Source organism: Pseudoduganella sp. jia 12 (assembly GCF_055502675.1).
The window spans coordinates 71,619-93,042 of record NZ_JBUXKP010000008.1 but is presented as its reverse complement, the minus strand read 5'-3'; the positions used below and the strand labels follow the sequence as shown (position 1 = coordinate 93,042).

Here is a 21,424-nt window from a genome sequence, read left to right as displayed (position 1 = left end):
ATGGAATACCTTGTCGTGAAGTGGCTGCACATCCTCAGTGCCACGTTCCTGTTCGGTACCGGCATCGGGTCCGCCTGGTACCTGCTGTTCGCCGTCGTCAGCCGCAACGTGGCCGCCATCGCCGTGGTGTCGCGCATCGTCGTCATGGCCGACTGGCTCTTCACGGCAACGACGATGGTCGTGCAGCCCTTGACCGGCTTTTATCTCGTCCACATCGCCGGGTATCCGCTGCACAGCAAATGGATCGTGTGGTCGGTGGCGCTGTTCGTCATCGCCGGGCTGTGCTGGCTGCCGGTCGTGTGGCTGCAGATGCGGCTGCGCGATCTGGCCGCCGCGGCCGTGACAGCGAACACACCGCTGCCGCCACAGTTCTGGCGCTATTTCCGGATCTGGGTCGCGCTGGGCATTCCCGCCTTCTTTGCCTTCCTCGCCGTGTTCTGGCTGATGGTGGCCAAGCCGATGTAGCCCTTCGCAAGGCGTTCGAATTTTTCGATTATAGAAAGGTAATCTTTCCGTTTTTGTTTTCTTCCGGGTTTGTTCATACTTCATTCCATCGACGCAGCACAAACAAAACAACGCAGCGTCAGACTTTCGAAGATATCGACAATCCAATCAATAACTCATTGCATAACCCCAGGAGAAAACACCATGCCGATCGCCAAAGCCCAACCCGGTAAAACCCTGCTGAACGGTGCCGACCACACGCTCATCCTGATCGATCACCAGTCGCAGATGTCGTTTGCCACGAAATCGATCGATGCCACCGTGCTGCGCAATAACACCGCGCTGGTCGCCAAGGCGGCCGCCGAATTCAAGGTGCCGACGATCCTCACCACGGTGGCGGCCGAGTCGTTCTCCGGCCCGATCTACGACGAGATCCAGTCCGTGTTCCCGGACCAGAAACCGATCGACCGCACCACGATGAATACCTGGGAAGACCAGCGCATCGCCGACCGCGTGAATGCAATCGGCAAGGGCCGCATCGTGCTGGCCGGGCTGTGGACTTCCGTATGCATCGTCGGCCCCGCGCTGTCCGCGCTGGACCAGGGCTTCGAGGTGTATGTGATTACCGATGCTTCCGGCGACATCACCGAGGAAGCGCACGGGATGGCCGTGCAGCGCATGGTGCAGGCCGGCGCCCGTCCGATCACGTCGCTGCAATACCTGCTCGAACTGCAGCGCGACTGGGCCCGCGGCGAGACGTACGACCAGACGGTGAAGACCGCGGTGGCCAATGGCGGCGCCTATGGCCTGGGCCTGGTCTATGCGAAGTCGATGTTCAACGCCTCGGAAGGGCATTGATGGCGGGCGCGCCCGGAGCGTGAGGGTCTCCGGGCGGCGCTTTTCACCGCGCCGCCAGCTGCGGCGCTTTTGCTGCGCCGCCGGCTGCGGCGCTTTTGCTGCGCCGCCGGCTGCGGCGCTTTTGCTGCGGTCATACCGCCTGGCGGTGCAGGAGCGCGGCCAGGCGATCCAGGTTCTGCTCGTTGGCACCGGCCACGAAGCGCGCCACCTTCGCACACTCGGCCGGATCGCCGAAGTGCATCGTCCAGCGCAGCCGCGTGCGCTTGTCTTCGTCCGCGAATTCGAACGTGGCGCGGAAGGTGTGGCCGGAGACATGATCGAACACGATCCGCTCTTGCGGCACGATCTCCACGAAGTGCGATTCGTTCGGGTAGGTGGTGCCGTCCGGCCCGTGCATCACGAATGTCCATGCGCCGCCGGGTGCAAAGTCGAATCCCTGGAAGGTGCTCGTGAAGCCTTCCGGCCCCCACCATTGCGCCAGCTGTTCCGGATCGCTGAAGGCGGCAAACACGCGTTCGCGCGGCGCGTCCAGCACGCGGGTGGTGACGATGTCGCAATTGTCCGGGCTGCGTTGTTCCATGCTGCGTTCGTTCATGATTTCTCCAATGATCGTCGAAACATTGTAGTGCCATACGATCCGCTTTGTTTTGGACAGCAAAACTGGGGACGTACCCTTGTTTTCAAGAAATTTCTTTCAGCGCAAGCTGTTCGCGAGTTTCCTGGAAACAGGGGTACGTCCCCGGTTTTTCTTCAGCGAACCGATTTCGCGGCGGTTCGCGCGATTTCGGCAAATGCCTGCACCGCCGGTGCGGCACGGGACAGGTTGCGCAGGATCAGGCCCACGCGCCGCCGCACCATCGGCCGCAGCGGCCGGGCAACGATGCATGGGTGCGTTTCGGCCATCGCGTGCGGCAGCGCCAGCTCGGGCATCACGGTGACGCCGTCGCCATTGTCGACGAGGCCCAGTACCGTGACCATCTGCGACATGCGGTAGCGCACGTGCGGCGCCAGGCCGGCGTTGGCGAACAGCGGCTCGACCAGTGCCGAGCACCCCTGTTCGGGCATGATGAACGGCAGTCCCACCAGCTCCTCCAGCGTGACGGCGCGCTTCGCCGCCAGCGGATGGTCGCGCTGCACCAATGCGACCAGCTGGTCCTCGACCAGCGGCACGGTATCGAAACGGTCGTCCGGCAGCACGGCGAAGCCCACGTCGACGCGGCGGTCCGCCACCCAGCCGATGACGGCCGCATCCGGCCCCTCGTCGATCTGGACCTCGATGCCGGGATAGCGGGCACGGAACGCCTTCAGGATCGCCGGCAGCAGCTTCAGCGACGATGTGGGCCCGAACGAGCCGATGCGGATCAGCCCCTGGTTCAGCCCGCGCGCCACGGCGGCATCCTGCCGCATCGCCTCCTGCAGCCCGAGGATCTCGCGGGCGCGCAGCAGCAGGCGGCGGCCCAGTTCCGTCACCTCGACGGCGGCCTGCTGGCGCTCGACCAGTTGCACGTCCAGCTCCTGTTCGAGGACACGGATCGCATGCGACACGGCGGACTGGCTGATGCCGAGGCGCAGCGCGGCCGCCGTGAAGCCGCGCATCTCGGCCACCATCACGAAGATTTCCAGCTGGGTGAATGTCATGGTTGCCGTGGAAAACAAGAACAGCCCATGAGCTTATGCTCATTTGCCTATGAGTTGGGATAAGCAATACTGTATGGCTTCCTGAACCCCGGACGCAAGCACAACATGACCGACTCCCTCGTGAAAAACAACCTCGTGTACGGCAAGCTCGTACTCGTCACCCTGTTCTGGGGCGGCACGTTCATCGCCGGGCGCATCGTCGCGCATGCGCTGCCGGCGATGACGGCGGCCGCGCTGCGCTTCGCCGTGGCGGCGGCGCTGCTGCTGCTCGTCGCCTGGAAGAAGGAAGGCGGCCTGCCGCGCCTGACCGGCAAGCAGGTGGCGGCCACGGCGGCGCTGGGCCTGACCGGCATCTTCCTGTACAACCTGTGCTTCTTCGGCGCGCTGGGCACGATGCCGGCCGGGCGCGCGGCGCTGTTCATCGCGCTGAACCCGATCGTGACCGCGCTGGCCGCCGCCGTGCTGCTGCGCGAACGGCTGCACGCCGTGAAGTGGGCCGGTATCGCACTGGCGTTCGCCGGCGCGGCCATCGTCATCACGCGCGGCGATCCCGTGGCGGCGCTGCACGACATCGGCCAGTCGCTGGGCAAGGGCGAATTGCTGATGCTGTGCGCAATCAGCAGCTGGGCCGCCTACACGCTCGTGGGCCGTGCCGCACTGAAGGGGCTCACGCCGGTGGCCGCGACCACCTATGCGGCCCTGTGGGGCCTGCTGTTCCTGCTGGTGGGCGCGGGGCGCGACCTGGTGGTCCTGGAATGGAGCGGCATCGGCTGGCAGGTGTGGGCCAGCCTGGGCTACCTGGGCGCGTTCGGCACGGTGCTGGGCTTTGTCTGGTACTACGAGGGGGTAAAGGCGATCGGCGCCTCGCGCACCGCCGTGTTCAACAACCTGGTGCCCGTGTTCGGCATCGGCCTGGCGGCGCTGCTGCTGGGCGAGCAGGTACTCGCCTCGATGGTGGCCGGCGGCGTGCTGGTGGCGGCAGGGGTGACGTTGACGAACCGCTGAGCCGGATTGTTCCGGTTGGTATCGTGCGATGGCATGCCGGCCGATCTCCCTATCATGGCGCCTTCCAGGAGGAAGGAACCATGCGCTACCTGATGCTGTTGATGTTCGCCGTGCAGCTGGCCGGCTGCGGCACCGTGCTGTCCGCCGATGAACGGGGCGCGGTGGCGGGCAAGACCTACGTGATCACCGGCGCCTCCAGCGGTTTCGGCAAGGGTGTCGCGCTGGAGCTGGGCGCCATGCGGGCCAACGTGGTGCTGGCCGCGCGCCGCACCGAGGCATTGAATGCCGTGGCGGCCGAAGTCACCGCGCGCGGCGGCACGCCGCTGGTGGTGACGACGGACGTCAGCCGCCAGGAGGACGTGCAACGCCTGCTCGACGCGGCCGTGGCGCGCTTCGGCCGTGTCGACGTGTGGATCAACAATGCCGCCGTCGGCGCCATCGGCGTGTTCGATACCGTGCCGCGGGAAGATCATGCGCGCATCGTGGACGTGAACCTGAAAGGTGTCATTTACGGCAGCCACGTGGCGCTGCGGCAGTTCCGCAAGCAGGGTGCCGGCACGCTGGTGAATATCGGTTCCGTGGAAAGCGCGATCCCGCAGGCGTTCCACGCAACGTATTCCGCGACCAAGGCGGCCACGCTGTCGCTGGGCCGCTCGCTGAACGAGGAGTTGCGGCTGACCGGTGCCGGCAACATCGCCGTGGCCACCGTGCTGCCATGGGCCGCCGATACGCCGTTCTTCACGCATGCGGCGAACTACAGCGGCGGCACGCCGCGCATGCCGCTGATGGACGATCCGCAAAAAGTCGTCGATGCGATCGTGTGGATTTCCGTGCACCCGCAGGAGGAGCTGGCGGTGGGGTGGAAGGCCAAGGCCGCGTACGCGGGGGCACGGCTGGCGCCCGACCTGGCCGAACGCGCGGCCGCCAATGTGGCGCATCACTACCAGTTCAAGACGGCGCCGCCGGCACCGGCCACCCCGGGTGCCGTGCACCAGCCGATGCAGGGCACTACGGGCGTGGAGGGCGGGCACCGCGCACGCATGGAAGTGGAAAATGACAGGGAAAACGCGCAACCAGCCGCCACGCGCCGCGGCGACTGACCTGCCGGCTTATTTCGCGCCGGCCTGCACGGTCTTGAGGTACTGCTCGTAGACGTCGTACATGCCGCTGAAGCCCTGCTGCATCGATGCATGCGCGGCGAAGAAGGTGGCGCATTCGGCGTCGCTGGCGTTCGCCGGCGCCGAGTGCAGCGTGAGGGTCGTCTTGCCGTTGTCTTCTTCGAGCGTGGCGGTGTTGCGCACTTCCAGCGGCCACATGGGCAGGAGCGGGTAGCGGATACGGTTGCCGGCTTCGTCGGCAAAGCCGTTGACGAACACGAAGCGGTGCGGGGGCTCGATTTCCTGGAAATCGAAACGGCCCCAGACGTCCATGCCGGCCATGGCATCGCGCGGGTGCATGCAGTAGTGGAAGATGCCGCCGGGGCGCACGTCGGCACGCGCCACCGTGATCGTGCATTCTTTCGGGCCCCACCAGTGCCGCAGGTGTTCCGGGTCGGTCATCGTGGTGAACACCAGATCGCGCGGCGCGTCGAATGTGCGACGAAGGGTCAGTGCCACCTGGTCAGCGGTTGCCATGTTCGTTCTCCTTGGTTTGCAGGTCAGTGATTGGTTGTCGAGGCGGCCCGGGTTTTTCCCGCGAATGATGAGACTGGCCGGTTCGTGCATGCCGAAAAGCCGGTTTCTTATTGGCTTTTCGTCAATTTACCAGACTAACGGTAGGTTTTCAGCTGTTGATTTTCCAGGCTGAATTCCATGGCGAACGGGAACTCCTGGGCACATGGCTTGCCGTTGCACACGGCAGGCTTGTACTTTTCCAGCATCAGCACGTTGGCCATCACCGTCGTGGTTTTCGGATCGGGCGAGCGGTACACCTTCACTTCGTTGGCCCGGCCATCGGCGCCCACGATCACGCCCATCTCGACCAGCCCTTCCACCTGCAGCGCACCGCCGGCGGTTGAAATCGAGCGCATCAGCTTGCCGTAGCCACGCAACGGGTAAGGCGGCTCGTCGTTCGGCCCCATTGCCTCGTACATGGCGCGCAGCCGTGCCTTGTCCGCTTCCGGCAATTCCGCGTAGGTCTTGTCCGGCGGGAAATGCAGGCGCATCGCATTGCGCTTCAGGTTCGTCCCGGTCTGCGCATCCTCTGCTTTCATGGAGTATTGCTGCGCATGGGCCAGGCAAGTCGACAGCGCCAGCAAGGCGCCCAATACAAGGGGGATCCGCAAGGTGAACTCCAGATTGGCAATGTCGTGTTTATAACGCATCGCCCCCCATGGAAAACTCTCGCATTGTCACACTACAACTAATTTCCAAAAACCGGGGTCAGACCCCGGTTTCAGGAAATATTTCCCAAATTCGGGGTCTGACCCCGGTTTTAGGCAAGTTTGCGGCGTTACCACCCGGTGCCGGAACAGTATTGCTCGACGTATTTCTGGTGCGATGGCAGTTGCGCGACGGTGCGGTCGATGGCGCCGCTGATGTTGCCGAGGAAGTGGGCCAGTTCCTTGTCGCCCATCAGGTCGGCGGTCTGGTGGTGCGAGGCGGGCAGGATGCCCTGGCCCAGCATCACCTGGATCCACGAGTTTTCGGCGAACAGTTCGTTCGATACGCGGAACACGCGGCCCGTGTCGCGGAACAGGTCGATACGGTGCTGCAGCGATGGCGGCAGCTTCATCGTGGCGGCGTCGCGCCAGTACGGGGTGTCGCGGCGGTTCGTGACGGTGTAGTGCAGGATGATGAAATCGCGGATGTGCTTGATTTCGTAGTCGGCCTGCTGGTTGTATTCGTCGATGTCGGCCTGGCTGATGCCGTCTTGCGGGAACATCTGCATCAGCCGGATGATGCCGCGCTGGATCAGGTGGATGCTGGTCGATTCGATCGGTTCCAGGAATCCGCTGGCCAGGCCGATCGCCACGCAGTTGCCCTTCCACGTCTGCTTGCGCTGGCCCGGCGTGAAACGGATCACGCGCGGTGTCGTCAGCGTTTCGCCGTCGACGGCAGCCTGCAGCGTGCGCAGCGCCGATTCGTCGTCTGTGTAGCGGCTCGAATACACCATGCCGTTGCCCACGCGGTGCTGCAGCGGGATCTGCCACTGCCAGCCGGCGTAGCGCGCGATCGACCGGGTGTACGGCACGGCGTCGCGCACGGATTTCGTCTGCAGCGCGACCGCGCTGTCGTTGAACAGCCAGTGCGACCAGTCGTCGTACTCTACGCCCATCGTCTGGCCGATCAGCAGTGCGCGGAAGCCCGTGCAGTCGATGAACAGGTCGCCCTCGAGCTCCGCGCCCGAGTCGAGCCGCAGCGCGATGATGTCGCCGCTGACCAGGTTCTTGCGCACCTCGGCGATCTTGCCTTCCACGCGCTGCACGCCATAGCGCTCGCTGAACTTGCGCAGGAATTTCGCATAGCGGCCCGCATCCATGTGGTACGCGTAGTTCATGCCGTTGTTCGGCAGGTGCGCGAAGCGGTTCTGCAGCCCCGCCTTGAGCTCCAGACAGTAGTCGCCATAGTCGCCGGCGATGCCGCGCTCGCGCCCCTTGCGCCAGAAGTGCTGGAAGCCGGCCGTCCAGTGGTCGGTGCCGGTGGTGCCGAACGAGTGGATGTAATCCTCGTTCACGTTGCGCCAGTTCTCGAAACTGATGCCCAGCTTGAACGTGGCCATCGTTTCGGCCATGAACTCCTGCTCGTTGATCTCCAGGAGGTGGTGGAAATTCATCAGCGTGGGGATCGTGGCTTCGCCGACGCCGACCGTGCCGATCTCGTCCGACTCGATCAGCTTGATGTCGAGCAGCTTGCCCAGCGATTTCGACAGCCCGGCCGCGACCATCCATCCGGCCGTGCCGCCGCCGGCGATCACCACGCGGCGTACCGGCTTTTTCTCGCGTTGCTGTTCCATGTCCGTCTCCTTGTTCTTGTGTATGCGCTCAGCGGTTCATCCGCTTCAGCAGCTGGGCGCGCAGCGCGCGCGCCATGTCCTCGGTCATCGGCGCCAGCATGCGCTGCGCGGCCGGCGGGATATGGGCGGACGTTTCGCCATCGTGTTCGAACACGTAATGGCGGAACAGGCCTTCCCATGCCTTGCGCTGCTCGGGCGGCAGGTCGCGGATCGTCATGATCGCGTACATCAGCGCATTCGTCGGCGTATCCATGTAGTGCGGGGTCTGGCGCCACCAGTAGTTCACCAGCACGTTGAACGCTTCCAGCGCCTCGACGTGGTGCCACCACATGCTGGGAATGAACAGCGCATCGCCCGGTGCCATCTCCGCCACCTGCGCATGCTCCAGCGCCTCGGCAAAGCGCGGAAAGCGTTCGAAGTCCGGCGCATGCAGGTCGACGAGGCTGATCGCCTGCCCGGCCGGCGTGAAGTCCAGGGGCCCCACGTACAGGTTCGGCAGCTGGTCCGGCGGGAACAGCGTGAACCGGCGCCGGCCCGCGGTCACGCAGGCCAGGTTGTCCGGCGCGTCGTAGTGCGCGGCGATGCGTGTGCGGTTGCCGATCCAGATCGATGCCAGCGGATCCCGGTCTTTGCCCAGGTCGACGTCGTTCTCGCTGCGGAAACCCGGCAGGCACGCATCGATCGTGGTGGAGCCCACGTAGATCGCCGGCGGCTGCTCGTCGTTGCGGTGCGCTTCCAGTTCGTCCAGCACGCCGTTCAGGGGCGCATGCACGGGGCGGAAGTTGAAGCCGGAAATATCGTCGTTGTAGAAGAACCTTCCGCCGATGTCCGGTAGGCCGAGCATGGCGACAACGGGGCCGCCCGCATAGAAGCGCTTCAGGTAGGCGGATGCCGCTTCCTGCGATTCCAGCGCAGCGCGCACCATCGGCCATTGCGCCACCAGGCCGCGCAGCAGCAGCGGCTGCGTGGACGTGAGGATGCGGTCGTTCAGGTCGCGCGGCGTGAGGCCGCGCAGTTCAGCGACCGGCAGCATGCTGCCGGTTCTCCCGATTTTTCCGGTCGATCAGCGCACGGAATTGCGACAGCGATGCCAGCACCATGTGGATCGGCTGCAGGTAGCCGGCCCGGTGCAGGGCGCCGATCGCTTCGGTACCGAGGGCATGCAGGCGCTCTTCGTGGATCGTGTAGAAACCGGCGAGGCGGTTTTGCGAACCGTCATCGAGTTCGATGTCGAACACGAACGATTCGAGCAGCTCGTACTTCAGCAGCGCCTCGACGAAGCCCGCGTTGCTCTGCAAGCCTTCGTGGATCGTGAACAGCATCGAGTTGACGCGTTCGAGGTATTCCGTGATGCCGCCGTGCGGCAGGAATGCCGGCTCGCCTTCGGTTCGCGAATCATCGGACTTGACTATGCGCGGGCTGTCCAGGTCCACGTGCACCAGCATCTCCTCGCCGTTGCGGCCGATCAGGAACGGCTGGCGCTCGATCATCAGCGGGATTTCCGGCGCATCCCAGCCGTCGGCCTTCAGGAACAAGTTTTCACCGGCCTGGAAACCGAACAGCGCGACCGGCTCGAACGTGCGGCCGTCTTCCGCCTTGCGGAACACGATCGGATAGTGCGCCTGCAGCGTGCGGAACTCGGCGGGAAAGGTGGCGGCGTACATCTGCTCGTCGCCCAGGCCGGGGCCGTGCCGGGTGATGACCTTCAGGTCCTTGTGCTGGACATTGTTCAGTAAAACGTGGTTTGTCATGCGTGTCTCGTCTGTTCTAGATTTTCTGCAGCCCGTGAAGGCGGATATGGTCGATCAATTCGCGGTTCGACGGCAGCGCGCGCAGCATCCTGCGCGTGAGCTCGGCGGCTTCGCGGAAGTAGCCGTCGGCATTGCCCGTCGAATCGCGCCGCGTGATGCGTTCGCGGTCGGGCCTGAAATCCATCCCGTACAGCACGTACTGCCAGCTGGCCGATGGAAAGACTTCCTCGATGCGGTTGAAGTCCAGGCGCGACGGCGGCCGGTGGCGCCACAGCGCCAGCAGTTCCTGCAATCGCGCGGGGATGGTCTCGGCGCGGCGGTTGTCGTGCCAGTAATCGGCATCACTGCGCGGATCGGTACGCCCGCTCAGCACATAATGCAGCTTCAGGAATTCGATGACGCGCTCCCAGCGATACGTGAACGCATCGTTGAAGCGGCGCGCCACGATATCCATCGCGTCGCGCGTGGCCGGCAGGTCGTCGCTGACCATCGCCGCCGACATCTCGACCAGCGCCAGCGCGGACGCTTCCAGCGGTTCGATGAAGCCGGCGGACAGGCCGATGGCGACCACGTTGCGGTGCCAGAACTGCTCGCGGTAGCCGGGTTCGAAGGTGAGCTTGCGGGGCGCGGGCATGTCCGTGCCTACGTAGACGCGCAGGTCCGTTTCGGCCTGCTCGTCGGTGGTGTGCGCGCTCGAGTACACGTGGCCGATGCCGCGCCGCGTGGGCAGGCCGATATCCCAGATCCAGCCGGCGCGCTGCGCGGTGGACGTGGTCTGCGAGGCGATCGGGCTGTCCTCGCGCTCGTACGGTATCTGGACGGCCAGCGCGCAGTCGTTGAACAGCACGTCCTTGCGGTGCAGCAGCGGCACGCCGTAGTGGCGCCCCAGCAGCAGCGACTGCATGCCGGTGCAATCGATGAACAGGTCGCCCTCCAGGGCGCCGTGTTCCTTCGTTTGCAGCGAGGCGATGTCGCCGTTCCCATGGCTGTTGACGGCGGTGACATGGTCCGGCACGTAGCGCACGCCCAGCTTTTCCAGGCAGTGCTTGCGCAGGAAGACGCCGAACTTGCCGGCATCGAGGTGGTAGCCATAATTGGCCACGGCGGCGAATTCCGGCGTGGCCGGCTGCTTGGGCGCCCGGCCGTTCGTGCACAGGTGCGGCTGGAAGCTCACCAGGTCGGCGAACGGCACCCCCGGGAAATCGCGCTGCCAGCGTTCCACCAGGTCCGCTTCGCCGAAGCCTTGCGGCAGTACGAACGGGTGGAAATAGTAATCCTCGGCACCGCCGCCATGGCGCCAGCCGTTGAAGCGGGAACCCTGCTTGAACGCGGCGTCGCACTCGCGGAAGAACGCCGATTCGGAAACGCCGATGCGGTGCAGCGTGTCGCGCATCGACGGCCAAGTGCCCTCGCCCACCCCGATCGGCGCCACGTCCGGCGACTCGACCAGCGTCACACGCAATGCAGGATGGTCGGCTGCGATGACGCCGGCGGTCAGCCAGCCGGCGGAACCGCCGCCGACGATGACCACGTGATTGATCAGGCTGGACATGAGGAACCCGAGTACAAGTCAAACTACGAAAGTGGCAATTAGTCTAACCGAAAAACTAACACCGCCGTGGCAAATGAGATAAAAATCGGGAGGGGCTCCGCCACGCACGGAGCCCCTCCCCTCTCATAGTATGAAAACGATCGTCAGAACTTGTAGCGCAGACCCAACATATAGCGCGCGCCGGCCTGCGTGGCATTGACCAGCATGCGCTCGTTACGGCCGTGCTGGCGCGTCGTTTCGTTGGTCAGGTTGATGCCCTCGAACTGCATCGACAGCTGCGGCGTGATCGCATAGCCGACCGACAGGTCGAACTGCCCGTACGCTTCCGTGTAGACCGGGTTCGGGCCCGCGCCATCGAACGTCGAGGCCAGGAACTTGTCGCGCCAGTTGTAGGCGGCGCGCACGTTCCACTTGTCGTTCTCGTAGATGCCGACCAGGTTGGCCGAGTCGGACAGGCCGACCAGCGCGAACTGTTCGCCGGCGCTGGCGTTGTCGAAGCCCAGGCCGGAATCGACATACGTGTAGTTGGCCGATACCCCGAAGCCGCTGTCGCCGAACATGTGCTGCACGTTGACCTCGAAGCCTTTCAGGCTTGCCTTCTTCTGGTTCGAGAACGACGTGATGCGGAAGTTCGCGACCGGGTCGCCCGGCTGGCCGACGATGGTGCCGGTGGCGTTGCCGGCGGCATCGTCATTGCCGCGCGTGACACCCGGTGCCGTCGGATGGTTGCGGAAGATGTAGTTGCGGATGCACGTGGTGTCGGCGGTGGCGCAGCCATTGGCCAGCGCCAGGTTCCACAATGCCCCGCCCGCCGGGGTGTGCAGGTTGAACGGCGTGGCATTGACCTGCGACACGCCGGCGTAGTTATCGAGGTTCTTCTTGAAGAAGCCGAGCGCGAAGAAGTTCTGCTTGCCGTAATACCACTCGTACGACAGGTCCAGGTTCTTCGACTCGACCGGCTTCAGGCCCGGATTGCCCGACGTGCCGGTACCGCCATCCACGCGCGCCAGCGCGGTCAGCACCGTGCCGCCCTGGATCTGGTCATAGCGCGGGCGGCCGATGGTTTCGCCATACGACAGGCGCAGCTTCATGTCCTGGCGCAGTTCGATATCGGTATCGATGCTGGGCAGCAGGTTGTTGTACTTGCCGGTCAGCGTCGTGAAGTCCGGGGCGCCGAACTGCACCGGGAATTCGTTCTGCGATACCCAGGAAATGCCGGTGGCGGTCTGCACGAGGGCCGAAGACACCACGTCCGTCTTCTCGTAGCGCAGGCCGATGGCCGTATGGATCGGCAGCGCCGTGTCCCAGTCGGTATTGAACTGGATGTACAGGGCCTTGGATTTTTCCTCGGTGCGCTGGTCGGTATCCCAGCGGTCCTTGATCGAATACAGGTCCGGCCGGCCGGATGCCTTGATCGCCAGGTCGCGCACCTGGCCGAAATCGAACGTGTAGAAGTTGTTGAACAGGGCCGGGTTGCCGGAGCCGTCGATCTTGTCGAAGTAGCCGCGCACGGTCGCCGGGTGCCACACGCTGCTGGGGTAGTCGGCCGGGCTGCTGGCGCCGCCCCAGGTGTCGCGCTGCATCGTCGAGAAGGCGGAGCGGTTATCGACCTTGGTGGCGGACAGGCCGAAGTTCAGCTGCGACGATTCCATCACCTTCAGGCGGCCCTTGAACTGGGCCTGGCTGATTTCGCCTTTCATGTAGCCGTTGCGGAACGCGGAGCCGGTGACCTGCTGCGGCGCGCGCGCGAAATCGGCGCCGGCGATCGACAGCACGGGGAAGTCCTGGCTGAAGTCGGCCGTGGTGTCGCCGCGGCTGAACGACGCGGTGCCGATCACGTTGTCCGAGCCCCACGGGCTGTCGGCCTGCGATTCGGCGGTGGAGCGGTGCACGTCCAGCTCCAGGCGCAACGCGGAATTGACCTTCCACAGCGTATTGAAGCCGACCGACTTGTTTTCGCTGACGGTGGCGAAGTCCGCGCCGCCCATCGCGATGTCGCTGGTCCCGGCAGGGAGGAACTCGGTGTACACCAGCGGGCCGGCGGCCGGGCCATCGGTCCAGCTGGAGGCGGAAGGGCCGAAGTTGAACCATGCCGACAGGTCCTGGCGGCGCGTGTGGATCTTGTTCTGCGAATAGGTGTAATCGAGCGTGGTGGTCAGGTCCTTGCGCGGTGCGAACTGGAACGTCAGCTGGCCATTGGTGCGCTCGCGCTGCACGCCGTTGAACGCATAGTTCAGGTTTTGCGGCAGCGAATAGACATCGGCGGCACCGGGCCGGTTGGTAATGTTCTCCGAGCCGGGAGCGCCGGGCTGGGGAATCGTGCCGCCCGCCGTGGAGCTGCCCAGGTAAGGACCCTTCCAGCCATTGCCCACGGATGCCGTGCTGTAGCCCAGGTTGCGTTCCTGGTAGCTGGCGCTGACGGACACGCCGAACATGTTGTCGTTCCAGGTATTGCTGTAGATGCCCGAGATTTCCGGCGTCACCCGCTTGCCATCCCTGACGTCGCCCGGCAGGTTCGATGCCGACCTGTCGTACACACCCTTGACACCCACGCTGGCCAGCATGCCGGGGCGGTCGAGCGGGCGCGCGGTCATCACGTTCAGGGTGGCGCCGATGCCGCCGGCCGGCGTTTCGGCACGGCTGGTTTTATAGACCTGGATCTGCGATACCGCCTCGGATGCGAGGTTGGCGAAGTCGAACGCGCGGCCATTCAGGTCGCCCAGGTTCGACGTGGGCATCTGGCGGCCGTTCAGCAGCACCATGTTGAAGTCGGGCCCCACGCCGCGCACGGTGACCTTCGAGCCTTCGCCGATCGAGCGGTCGATCGACACGCCGGAAATGCGCTGCAGCGATTCGGCCAGGTTCGTGTCGGGGAACTTGCCGATGTCCTCGGCCACGATGCCGTCGACGATGCCGTCGGAATTGCGCTTCAGGTTCAGCGACGACTGCATCGACGCGCGGATGCCCGTCACCACCACCGACTGTACCGGCTGCGACGACGACAGGTCGGCGCCCTGCGCTTGCGCCACGTCCTGGGCCCATGCCGGCAGCGCGGTGGCGGCGCACGCGCTGGACACGGCCAGGGCAATCAGTTTCTGCTTTGTTTTCGGATATTGCATGTGGTCTCCTGTGTTCTTATGGTTTTCTACCCGGCTGCCGCTACTGCTATGGAAACGTTTCCATATCTGATCGCTCAATGGTAGGTTGACGATTCTGCGTTGTCAATCGGAACAGATTTCTTGTTGGTCGCTACTGTTGTAAAAACACCGGCCGGCGCCGGCGTGACGCGGGCGCTGGATCAACGCTGAAATCAACGTTGAAATACCCGCACGTACTCCACTTCCATGCGCCATGGCAGGCTGTCGTCGCGCACGGCGCCACCCAGGTCGCCCCCTACCGCGAGGTTCAGCAGCAGGTACTGCGGCCGGTCGAACGGCCACTTGTCGTAGTCGCCATCGTGCGGGTTCGCCAGCTCGGCGTAGTTGCGGCCATCCACGCCCACGAGGATCCGGTCCTTCGTCCACGTGAGCTGGTAATCGTGGAATGCGTCGCATGCATCGGGCACCATCGTCCTGCTGGTCTTGCCCGTGCCGCGCGGCCAGTTCTGCGCGTTCGTGTAGATGCTGCCGAGGATTTCGCCGGGTTTGTGGCCCACGTGTTCCATGATGTCGATCTCGCCATCGGCCGGCCATTTTCCACCGGTACCCAGCATCCAGATCGCCGGCCAGCTGCCGGGACCGCACGGCAGCCTGGCACGCACTTCGATGAAGCCATGCGTCCAGCTGGCCTTGCCCCGCGTGACGAGCCGCGCCGACGTGTAGGCCTGGCCGCCGTAATCGGGCATCGATACCAGTGCTTCCTTGCGGGCGGTAATCACCAGGCGACCGTTTTTTACTTCGGCATTCTCGCGGCGCGCGCTGGCGTAGTACTGCAGCTCCTTGTTGTGCCAGCCGGTGCGGTTGGCCCTGGTGTCGTACGCCCACTTCGCCGGGTCGGGCAGGCCGTCGACGTCGAATTCATCCGCCCATACGAGCTGCCAGCCGGCCGGCTTGCCTCCCGCCGTTTCCGCGGCCAGGGCAATGCCGGCGACGGCCAGCAAGGCAAGGAAGGCGACAATGGTGGAGCGGCGGTGCAGAGCAGCCATGGGGTCCCCGGATTGACGGCGCGGCGGGCGCATGCAAAGATGAATGTCGTTGCATGGTAACGTTTCCACTCTTTTCCTGCAACGCGCGCCGCGATCCGTATCGCAGCATGCGTTGCGTTCCTGTCACATCACCGGATACGAAATGATGAAATCCTGCTGGACCCTGCTGGCCCTCGCCGCCCTGTCGACCGGCGCCGCTGCCGCCGCACCGTTCCAATGGCCGAATGGCGCGAAGGCCGCCGTCAGCCTGGCCTACGACGATGCCGCCGACTCGCAGCTCGATCACGCGATCCCCACGCTGGACAAATACGGCATCAAGGGCACGTTCTACCTCACGCTCTCCAGCCCCAGCATCGACAGGCGCCTGCCCGCATGGCGCGCCGCGGCGCAGGGCGGCCACGAGCTGGCCAACCACACGCTGTTCCACCAGTGCCGGCGCTCGCTGCCGGACCGCGGCTGGGTCGAGCCGCACCGCGACCTGGACACGACGAGCGTGGCGCAATTGAAGGATCAGATCACGCTCGCCAACACGATGCTCCATGCGATCGACGGGCGCCGCGAGCGCACGTTCACCGCGCCGTGCGGCGACCTGCTCGCCGGCGGGCAGAACTACCTGCCGGCCGTGCAGTCGGAATTCGTGGCGATCAAGGCCAGCATCGGCCGCGGCGCGGTGCCCTCGATGGCGGCGCTCGACCCTTACCTCGTGCCGGTCGTGGTGCCCGTGGGGCTCAGCGGCCAGCAACTGATCGCGATGGTGAAGGAGGCGGCCGACAAGGGCACGATGATCTCGTTCACCTTCCACGGCATCGGCGGCGACCACCTGGCGAACTCCAGCGCGGCGCACGAGGAACTGGTGAAGTACCTGGCCGAGAACCGCAAGATGGTCTGGACCGATACGTTCCTGAACATCATGAAGTACGTGAAGAGCCGCTGAGCTCGTGTTGTCGGGCCATGACCCGACTGCCAGGCACGGGACAGGGGGCTATCCCGCTGAGCTCGTGTCCCGGTGCCAGGCACGGGGACAGGGGTGGAGACAGGTTCAAGCACGGAACAGGCGTTCGACGGAATGGGCGACATCGCTGCGTTTGGCGCCGGTGGGTGAGTTCCAGTATGCTCGTCATGTTTTGTCAGCGGAACAGGAATTTCAGTGGCAACCATCAAAGACGTCGCCCGCCTGGCGGGCGTGGGCCTCGGTACCGCGTCGCGCGCGATCAACGGCAGCGGGCCGGTATCGCCGGCCACGCTGGAACGGGTGCAAAAGGCGATCGAGGAGCTGGGCTTCCGGCCCTCGCACGCGGCGCGGGCGCTGCTGTCCGGTTCGTCGAAGATGATCGGCGTGTACATTCCTGCCCTGTCCGGCACGTTCTTCACCCCGATCCTGCAGATCATCGACACCGAATTGCGCGCCGCCGGCCTGCACATGGTGGTGGCGTTCGGCGTGGGCCTGGGCGACGCGCGGCGCCAGGCGATCGAAGGCATCGAATTCCTCATCGAACGCGGCTGCGATGGCCTGGTCGTGATGACCAGCGCGCTGGACGAAGACGATCTCGCCGTGGCCGGCAGCAGGCTGTCGCGCCTGGTGGCGCTGAACCACGGCTTCGCCACGATCCCGGACCAGTGCTTCACCGTCGACCACGTGCTGGGGGGCCGCCTGGCCGCGCGCACGCTGCTGGACAACGGGCACCGCGACATCGCCCTGCTGACCGGCCCGATGCAGCTCGAGGACAGCGTGGCCCGCATCGACGGCTTCCTTGCGGAGCTGGCCGCCGCGGGCATCGACACGGCCGCGATGTGGCGCCATGAGGGCGACTTTTCCCCGGCCAGCGGCTGGACCGCGGCGCGCGAGCTGGTGGCATCCGGCCGCAAGCCCACCGCGCTGTTCTGCGCCAACGACGAAATGGCCGTGGGCGCGTTGTCGCACTTCCAGGAAGCGGGCATTCGCGTGCCGCGGGACCTGTCCGTGCTGGCCTACGACGACACGCCGAGCGCCGAGTATGCGGCGCCGCGCCTGACGTCGGTGCGCATGCCGTGGCGGCAGATGACGCTGAACGGCGTCAATGCCCTGCTCAACCTGTGCTATGGCCTGCAGCGGCCGGTCGAGCGCGATTTTCCCGTGACGGTGACGATGCGGGCTTCGGTGGCGAACTTGCGGGACTAGAATAGCGAACCAAGCCCATCACGCACGGCCGGCTCACGAGGCTGGCCAGACCGGAGCCCCGCCATGATCTTCCGCCAGCTGTTCGACCCCACTTCCTCGACCTACACGTACCTGCTCGCCGATGGCGGCGAGGCACTGCTGATCGACCCCGTCTACGAGCAGGTGCCGCGCGACCTAGCGCTGCTGCAGGAACTCGGCCTGGAACTGCTGGCCACGCTCGACACGCACGTGCATGCCGACCACGTGACCGGCGCATGGCGCCTGCGCCAGCGCTGCGGCAGCCGCATCGCACTGGCGCAGGCGGCGGGTGCGGAACTGGTGGACCGCCCGCTGCGGCACGGCGACCGCATCGCCTTCGGCGCGCGCCACCTGGACGTGCGGGCCACGCCGGGCCACACGAGCGGCTGCCTCACCTACGTGCTCGATGACGCGAGCATGGCCTTCACGGGCGACAGCCTGCTGATCCGCGGCTGCGGCCGCACCGACTTCCAGGGCGGCAGCCCGCAGGCGCTGTTCGCGTCCGTGCGCGGGCAGATCCTGTCGCTGCCCGACGATTGCCTGCTGTACCCGGCGCACGACTACCGCGGCATCACGGTGACCAGCGTGGCCGAGGAGCGCCGCTTCAATCCGCGCCTGGGCGGCGAAGTGGACGTGGGCGATTTCACGGGCCACATGAACAACCTGCACCTGCCGCATCCGAAGATGATCGCGGTCGCCGTTCCCGCCAACCTGCGCTGCGGCCAGCCCGAAGGCGGCGCGCTGCCCGCCGAAGCGCCGGCCTGGGCACCGCTGACGCTGCGCTTTTCCGGCGTGTGGGAAATCGAGCCGATGGCATTGCTCGAACACGGACACAAGACACAGATCCTCGACGTGCGCGAGGAAGCGGAATTCATCGACAGGCTGGGCCACCTGCCGGGTGCGCGGCTGGTACCGCTGTCGCAGCTGACCGAACACCTGGATACGCTGGACAAGGCGCGGCCCGTGGTAGCCGTGTGCCGCTCCGGCGTGCGCTCGGCCCAGGCCTGCGTGCTGCTGGCCAAGGCGGGCTTCGGCCAGGTGGCCAACCTGGCAGGCGGCATGTTGCGGTGGAAGATCGAGGGCATGCCGGTGGCGGCGGAGGTGGGCGGCGCGCCGCTTCAACCGTGAATCGTGCCGCCGGACAGCTCAGGTATAATCGAACGTTGCCATACCAACAATAAAGTCCATCATGTCCGTAAAGTCGCGAAACAATGTCCATGTCGCGGGTAACGGGTCGGCCACCATGGTGTTCGCGCACGGCTTCGGCTGCGACCAGACCATGTGGCGTTTCCTCGCGCCCGCTTTTGCCGAACGCTTCCGCACCATTTCGTTCGATCTCGTCGGCAGCGGCCGCTCCGACCTGTCGGCCTATGATCGCGCCAAGTACGGCACCCTGCACGGCTATGCGGACGACCTGCTGGAAATCCTCGACGAATTCGCCACCGGGCCGGTGGTATTCGTGGGCCATTCGGTCAGCACGATGATCGGCCTGCTCGCCACGATCAAGGCGCCCGAACGCTTCGTGGCCCAGGTCATGGTCGGGCCGTCGCCCTGCTATATCGACGATGGCGACTATGTCGGCGGTTTCAGCCGGGAAGACATCGACGAGCTGCTGGAGACGATGGATGCCAACTACCTGGGCTGGTCGAGCAGCCTGGCGCCGGCCATCATGGGCGCGCCGGGGCAGCCGGAACTGCGGGCCGAACTCACCGACAGCTTCTGCCGCAACGATCCCGAGATCGCAAAACACTTTGCCCGCGTGACGTTCCTGTCCGACCACCGGGCCGACGTGCCACGCTCCACCGTGCCGGCACTGGTTCTGCAATGCAGCGACGACCTGGTGGCACCGCTGGACGTGGGCAACTACCTGCACCGCCACCTGCCCAGGAGCACCCTGCACGTGATCGACAACGTTGGCCACTGCCCGCACATGAGCGCGCCCACGGAAAGCTCGCGCGTCATCGAGGGGTTCCTCGCGCAGACCCTGCGCTGATTCACGTAGCCCTTACTGCGCAGCCCTTATCTCGTGGCCCACACTCCGGCAGCCGATACGCTGTTCGACCACGCCGCCTGTGCCCTCGTGGTTACCGGCGCGGACGGGGTGATCCTGAAGGTGAATGCCACCGCCTGTACGTGGCTTGGCTACGCGGAGGACGAACTGGTCGGGCAGCGGCGCATGCGCGACCTGCTGCCGGTGGGCGCCCGCCTGTTCTATCACACCCATTGCCAGCCGATCCTCGAAATGCAGGGATCGGTGGCGGAGATCCAGGTGGCGCTGGTCAACCGCCGCAAGGAGCGCTTGCCCGTGCTGATCAACATCGCGCGCCGCCGCGATGGCGATGCCGCCTTCGATCATTGGGCGCTGTTCAAGGCTTCCGACCGCCATGCCTACGAGCGCGAATTGCTTTCTGCCCGCAAGGCGGCCGAGGGGGCGCTGGAAGCGCGCCGCGAAGCCGAAGCCAGGCTGCAGGCGGCGAACGCGCAACTGTCCGTGGCCGACCGGCGCAAGGATGAATTCCTGGCCACGCTGTCGCACGAGCTGCGCAATCCGCTGGCACCGATGCGCAGCGCGCTGGACGTGCTGAAGTTCAAGCTCGGCGCCGATGCCGACCCACGCCTGCTGGGGGCGTTCGACCGCCAGTTGCGCCACCTGACCCGGCTGGTCGACGACCTGATGGAAGTGTCGCGCATCACGCAGGGCCGCATGCAGCTGAGCCGCGTCCCGGTCGAACTGGGCGCGCTGGTGCGCGGCGCCGCGCAGGACCTGGTTCCGCTGATGACGGCGGCGCGGCACACGCTGCACGTCTTTGCCGCCGAGCCACCGGTGCTGGTGCACGGCGACGCGACGCGCCTGGCCCAGGTGGTCATCAACCTGCTCACCAACGCGGCCAAGTACACCCCCGAAGGCGGCGCCATCGAACTGCATCTCGCCTGCCTGCCCGGCATCGCGGAGATCCGCGTGCGCGACAACGGCATCGGCATTCCCGCCGAAGCGCTGCCCACGGTGTTCGACATGTTCTCGCAGCTCGAACCGGCGCTGGAACGGTCGAAAGGGGGGCTCGGCATCGGCCTGGCGCTGGTGCGCGGCATCGTCGAGCTGCACGGCGGCACGGTGCACGCGGATAGCGCGGGACCGGGCCAGGGCAGCGAATTCACAGTGCGCCTGCCGCTGGCGGCCGGCGCCGCCTGCCCCGCCACCGAAACGTCCGCCGGCCCGGTGCCGGCCGCGGTAGCGAACGCGGTGCGCATCCTGGTCGTGGACGACAACCGCGATGCGGCCGAAACGCTGGCGATGGCGCTGCAGGTATCGGGCTATGAAACGCGCACCGTGCACACGGCCGGTGCGGCCCTCGAGACCGCTGCCGCATTCCGGCCCGAGGTGGCGCTGCTCGACATCGGCCTGCCCGACATGAACGGCTACGAACTGGCACGCCTGCTGCGCCAGCTGCCCGGCGGCACCGCGATGACGCTGGTCGCCACCACCGGCTGGGGCCAGCAGAAGGACCGCGAGCGGGCGCTGGAAGCGGGCTTCGACCACCACATGACCAAGCCCGTCGAGCTTGGCGTCCTGCGCGACATCCTGCTCAGGGAATTCGCGGGCCGCTGAGCGGCATGCCATTGCCGCTCCGGCTCAGCGGATGGCGATCAGCGCGAACATCCGGTGCAGTTCGCGGCGCACGGTGCGCTCCGGCTCGGCTGGCGCAGGCGCATGTTCCTGGACGCGCTGCAAAGGCTCGCCGCCTGGCGCGATACCGGCGGGCGGCTGCTGCGTGGATACGGGGAATGCGTCAGCACCTGGCTGATGCGCGAGGGCGTTGTTCTTCATCCTGTTCTCCATGGTGGATGTTGGCAAACTACTAAAATCCAGTATACCGGACAGTTTAATCTTGTATACTGGATTC

General features: G+C 65.7%; 20 protein-coding genes. 9 read left to right on the top strand and 11 right to left on the bottom strand.

Going from position 1 to position 21,424, the window contains the following annotated elements:
• Positions 1 to 465, top strand: a complete 465-nt coding sequence (locus ACY65G_RS18615; RefSeq protein ID WP_464998791.1) for a DUF2269 family protein — start codon at positions 1 to 3, stop codon at positions 463 to 465.
• Between the two features lie 183 nt (positions 466 to 648).
• A complete protein-coding gene (locus tag ACY65G_RS18610) occupies positions 649 to 1,302 on the top strand; it encodes a hydrolase (RefSeq protein WP_464998790.1) in 654 nt (217 codons plus the stop codon).
• A 130-nt stretch (positions 1,303 to 1,432) separates the two neighbouring features.
• Here the strand turns inward: ACY65G_RS18610 and ACY65G_RS18605 are convergent, their stop codons facing one another.
• Positions 1,433 to 1,897, bottom strand: a complete 465-nt coding sequence (locus ACY65G_RS18605) for an SRPBCC family protein (protein ID WP_464998789.1) — start codon at positions 1,895 to 1,897, stop codon at positions 1,433 to 1,435.
• A gap of 155 nt (positions 1,898 to 2,052) precedes the next feature.
• A complete protein-coding gene (locus ACY65G_RS18600) occupies positions 2,053 to 2,940 on the bottom strand; it encodes a LysR family transcriptional regulator (RefSeq protein ID WP_464998788.1) in 888 nt (295 codons plus the stop codon).
• 105 nt (positions 2,941 to 3,045) lie between these two features.
• Here ACY65G_RS18600 and ACY65G_RS18595 point away from each other — a divergent pair, with 105 nt between their 5' ends.
• Both ACY65G_RS18595 and ACY65G_RS18590 read left to right on the top strand, forming a co-directional pair.
• A complete protein-coding gene (locus tag ACY65G_RS18595; RefSeq protein WP_464998787.1) occupies positions 3,046 to 3,945 on the top strand; it encodes a DMT family transporter in 900 nt (299 codons plus the stop codon).
• 80 nt (positions 3,946 to 4,025) lie between these two features.
• A complete protein-coding gene (locus tag ACY65G_RS18590) occupies positions 4,026 to 5,045 on the top strand; it encodes an SDR family NAD(P)-dependent oxidoreductase (protein ID WP_464998786.1) in 1,020 nt (339 codons plus the stop codon).
• 9 nt (positions 5,046 to 5,054) lie between these two features.
• Here ACY65G_RS18590 and ACY65G_RS18585 read toward each other — a convergent pair whose 3' ends face one another.
• The 8 genes from ACY65G_RS18585 to ACY65G_RS18550 form a co-directional block, all read right to left on the bottom strand.
• A complete protein-coding gene (locus tag ACY65G_RS18585) occupies positions 5,055 to 5,579 on the bottom strand; it encodes an SRPBCC family protein (RefSeq protein ID WP_464998785.1) in 525 nt (174 codons plus the stop codon).
• Positions 5,580 to 5,713: 134 nt separating this feature from the next.
• The gene (locus ACY65G_RS18580) at positions 5,714 to 6,229 is read right to left on the bottom strand and encodes an energy transducer TonB (RefSeq protein ID WP_464998784.1); all 516 of its coding nucleotides are present in this window, start codon (positions 6,227 to 6,229) and stop codon (positions 5,714 to 5,716) included.
• A 167-nt stretch (positions 6,230 to 6,396) separates the two neighbouring features.
• The gene (locus ACY65G_RS18575; RefSeq protein WP_464998783.1) at positions 6,397 to 7,899 is read right to left on the bottom strand and encodes a tryptophan halogenase family protein; all 1,503 of its coding nucleotides are present in this window, start codon (positions 7,897 to 7,899) and stop codon (positions 6,397 to 6,399) included.
• A 28-nt stretch (positions 7,900 to 7,927) separates the two neighbouring features.
• Complete coding sequence (locus ACY65G_RS18570; RefSeq protein WP_464998782.1) at positions 7,928 to 8,932, bottom strand: cupin-like domain-containing protein; 1,005 nt, start codon at positions 8,930 to 8,932, stop codon at positions 7,928 to 7,930.
• A complete protein-coding gene (locus ACY65G_RS18565; RefSeq protein ID WP_464998781.1) occupies positions 8,916 to 9,650 on the bottom strand; it encodes a SapC family protein in 735 nt (244 codons plus the stop codon). Before ACY65G_RS18565 ends, ACY65G_RS18570 begins: the two co-directional genes overlap by 17 nt.
• Before the next feature lie 16 nt (positions 9,651 to 9,666).
• Positions 9,667 to 11,202, bottom strand: a complete 1,536-nt coding sequence (locus ACY65G_RS18560) for a tryptophan halogenase family protein (protein ID WP_464998780.1) — start codon at positions 11,200 to 11,202, stop codon at positions 9,667 to 9,669.
• Positions 11,203 to 11,345: 143 nt separating this feature from the next.
• Positions 11,346 to 14,321 carry a TonB-dependent receptor gene (locus ACY65G_RS18555; RefSeq protein ID WP_464998779.1) on the bottom strand — a complete coding sequence of 992 codons (2,976 nt, stop codon included), beginning with the start codon at positions 14,319 to 14,321 and terminating at the stop codon, positions 11,346 to 11,348.
• A gap of 191 nt (positions 14,322 to 14,512) precedes the next feature.
• Positions 14,513 to 15,346, bottom strand: a complete 834-nt coding sequence (locus ACY65G_RS18550; RefSeq protein ID WP_464998778.1) for a glycoside hydrolase family 16 protein — start codon at positions 15,344 to 15,346, stop codon at positions 14,513 to 14,515.
• Positions 15,347 to 15,488: 142 nt separating this feature from the next.
• On the opposite strand from ACY65G_RS18550, the gene ACY65G_RS18545 reads away from it, so the two are divergent.
• From ACY65G_RS18545 to ACY65G_RS18525, 5 genes are all read left to right on the top strand, one after another.
• A complete protein-coding gene (locus ACY65G_RS18545) occupies positions 15,489 to 16,280 on the top strand; it encodes a polysaccharide deacetylase family protein (RefSeq protein ID WP_464998777.1) in 792 nt (263 codons plus the stop codon).
• Positions 16,281 to 16,493: 213 nt separating this feature from the next.
• Entirely contained in the window at positions 16,494 to 17,504 is a 1,011-nt protein-coding gene (locus tag ACY65G_RS18540; protein WP_464998776.1) for a LacI family DNA-binding transcriptional regulator, read from the top strand.
• Between the two features lie 63 nt (positions 17,505 to 17,567).
• Positions 17,568 to 18,650, top strand: a complete 1,083-nt coding sequence (locus ACY65G_RS18535) for an MBL fold metallo-hydrolase (protein ID WP_464998775.1) — start codon at positions 17,568 to 17,570, stop codon at positions 18,648 to 18,650.
• 61 nt (positions 18,651 to 18,711) lie between these two features.
• Positions 18,712 to 19,515 (top strand): alpha/beta fold hydrolase, encoded by an 804-nt coding sequence (locus ACY65G_RS18530; RefSeq protein WP_464998774.1) that lies wholly within the window; start codon positions 18,712 to 18,714, stop codon positions 19,513 to 19,515.
• 33 nt (positions 19,516 to 19,548) lie between these two features.
• Positions 19,549 to 21,129, top strand: a complete 1,581-nt coding sequence (locus tag ACY65G_RS18525; protein WP_464998773.1) for a hybrid sensor histidine kinase/response regulator — start codon at positions 19,549 to 19,551, stop codon at positions 21,127 to 21,129.
• 24 nt (positions 21,130 to 21,153) lie between these two features.
• Here ACY65G_RS18525 and ACY65G_RS18520 read toward each other — a convergent pair whose 3' ends face one another.
• Positions 21,154 to 21,348: a hypothetical protein gene (locus tag ACY65G_RS18520; protein WP_464998772.1), complete on the bottom strand. Its 195-nt coding sequence runs from the start codon at positions 21,346 to 21,348 to the stop codon at positions 21,154 to 21,156.
• Between the last annotated feature and the right edge of the window lie 76 nt (positions 21,349 to 21,424).

Bases quoted from the DNA above. Each gene is read 5' to 3' on its own strand.
- ACY65G_RS18575 (WP_464998783.1), bottom strand. From the start codon at position 7,899: ATGGAACAGCAACGCGAGAAAAAGCCGGTACGCCGCGTGGTGATCGCC.
- ACY65G_RS18565 (WP_464998781.1), bottom strand. From the start codon at position 9,650: ATGACAAACCACGTTTTACTGAACAATGTCCAGCACAAGGACCTGAAG.
- ACY65G_RS18615 (WP_464998791.1), top strand. From the start codon at position 1: ATGGAATACCTTGTCGTGAAGTGGCTGCACATCCTCAGTGCCACGTTC.
- ACY65G_RS18595 (WP_464998787.1), top strand. From the start codon at position 3,046: ATGACCGACTCCCTCGTGAAAAACAACCTCGTGTACGGCAAGCTCGTA.
- ACY65G_RS18585 (WP_464998785.1), bottom strand. From the start codon at position 5,579: ATGGCAACCGCTGACCAGGTGGCACTGACCCTTCGTCGCACATTCGAC.
- ACY65G_RS18560 (WP_464998780.1), bottom strand. From the start codon at position 11,202: ATGTCCAGCCTGATCAATCACGTGGTCATCGTCGGCGGCGGTTCCGCC.
- ACY65G_RS18600 (WP_464998788.1), bottom strand. From the start codon at position 2,940: ATGACATTCACCCAGCTGGAAATCTTCGTGATGGTGGCCGAGATGCGC.
- ACY65G_RS18610 (WP_464998790.1), top strand. From the start codon at position 649: ATGCCGATCGCCAAAGCCCAACCCGGTAAAACCCTGCTGAACGGTGCC.
- ACY65G_RS18550 (WP_464998778.1), bottom strand. From the start codon at position 15,346: ATGGCTGCTCTGCACCGCCGCTCCACCATTGTCGCCTTCCTTGCCTTG.
- ACY65G_RS18570 (WP_464998782.1), bottom strand. From the start codon at position 8,932: ATGCTGCCGGTCGCTGAACTGCGCGGCCTCACGCCGCGCGACCTGAAC.
- ACY65G_RS18535 (WP_464998775.1), top strand. From the start codon at position 17,568: ATGATCTTCCGCCAGCTGTTCGACCCCACTTCCTCGACCTACACGTAC.
- ACY65G_RS18520 (WP_464998772.1), bottom strand. From the start codon at position 21,348: ATGAAGAACAACGCCCTCGCGCATCAGCCAGGTGCTGACGCATTCCCC.
- ACY65G_RS18545 (WP_464998777.1), top strand. From the start codon at position 15,489: ATGATGAAATCCTGCTGGACCCTGCTGGCCCTCGCCGCCCTGTCGACC.
- ACY65G_RS18555 (WP_464998779.1), bottom strand. From the start codon at position 14,321: ATGCAATATCCGAAAACAAAGCAGAAACTGATTGCCCTGGCCGTGTCC.
- ACY65G_RS18530 (WP_464998774.1), top strand. From the start codon at position 18,712: ATGTCCGTAAAGTCGCGAAACAATGTCCATGTCGCGGGTAACGGGTCG.
- ACY65G_RS18605 (WP_464998789.1), bottom strand. From the start codon at position 1,897: ATGAACGAACGCAGCATGGAACAACGCAGCCCGGACAATTGCGACATC.
- ACY65G_RS18590 (WP_464998786.1), top strand. From the start codon at position 4,026: ATGCGCTACCTGATGCTGTTGATGTTCGCCGTGCAGCTGGCCGGCTGC.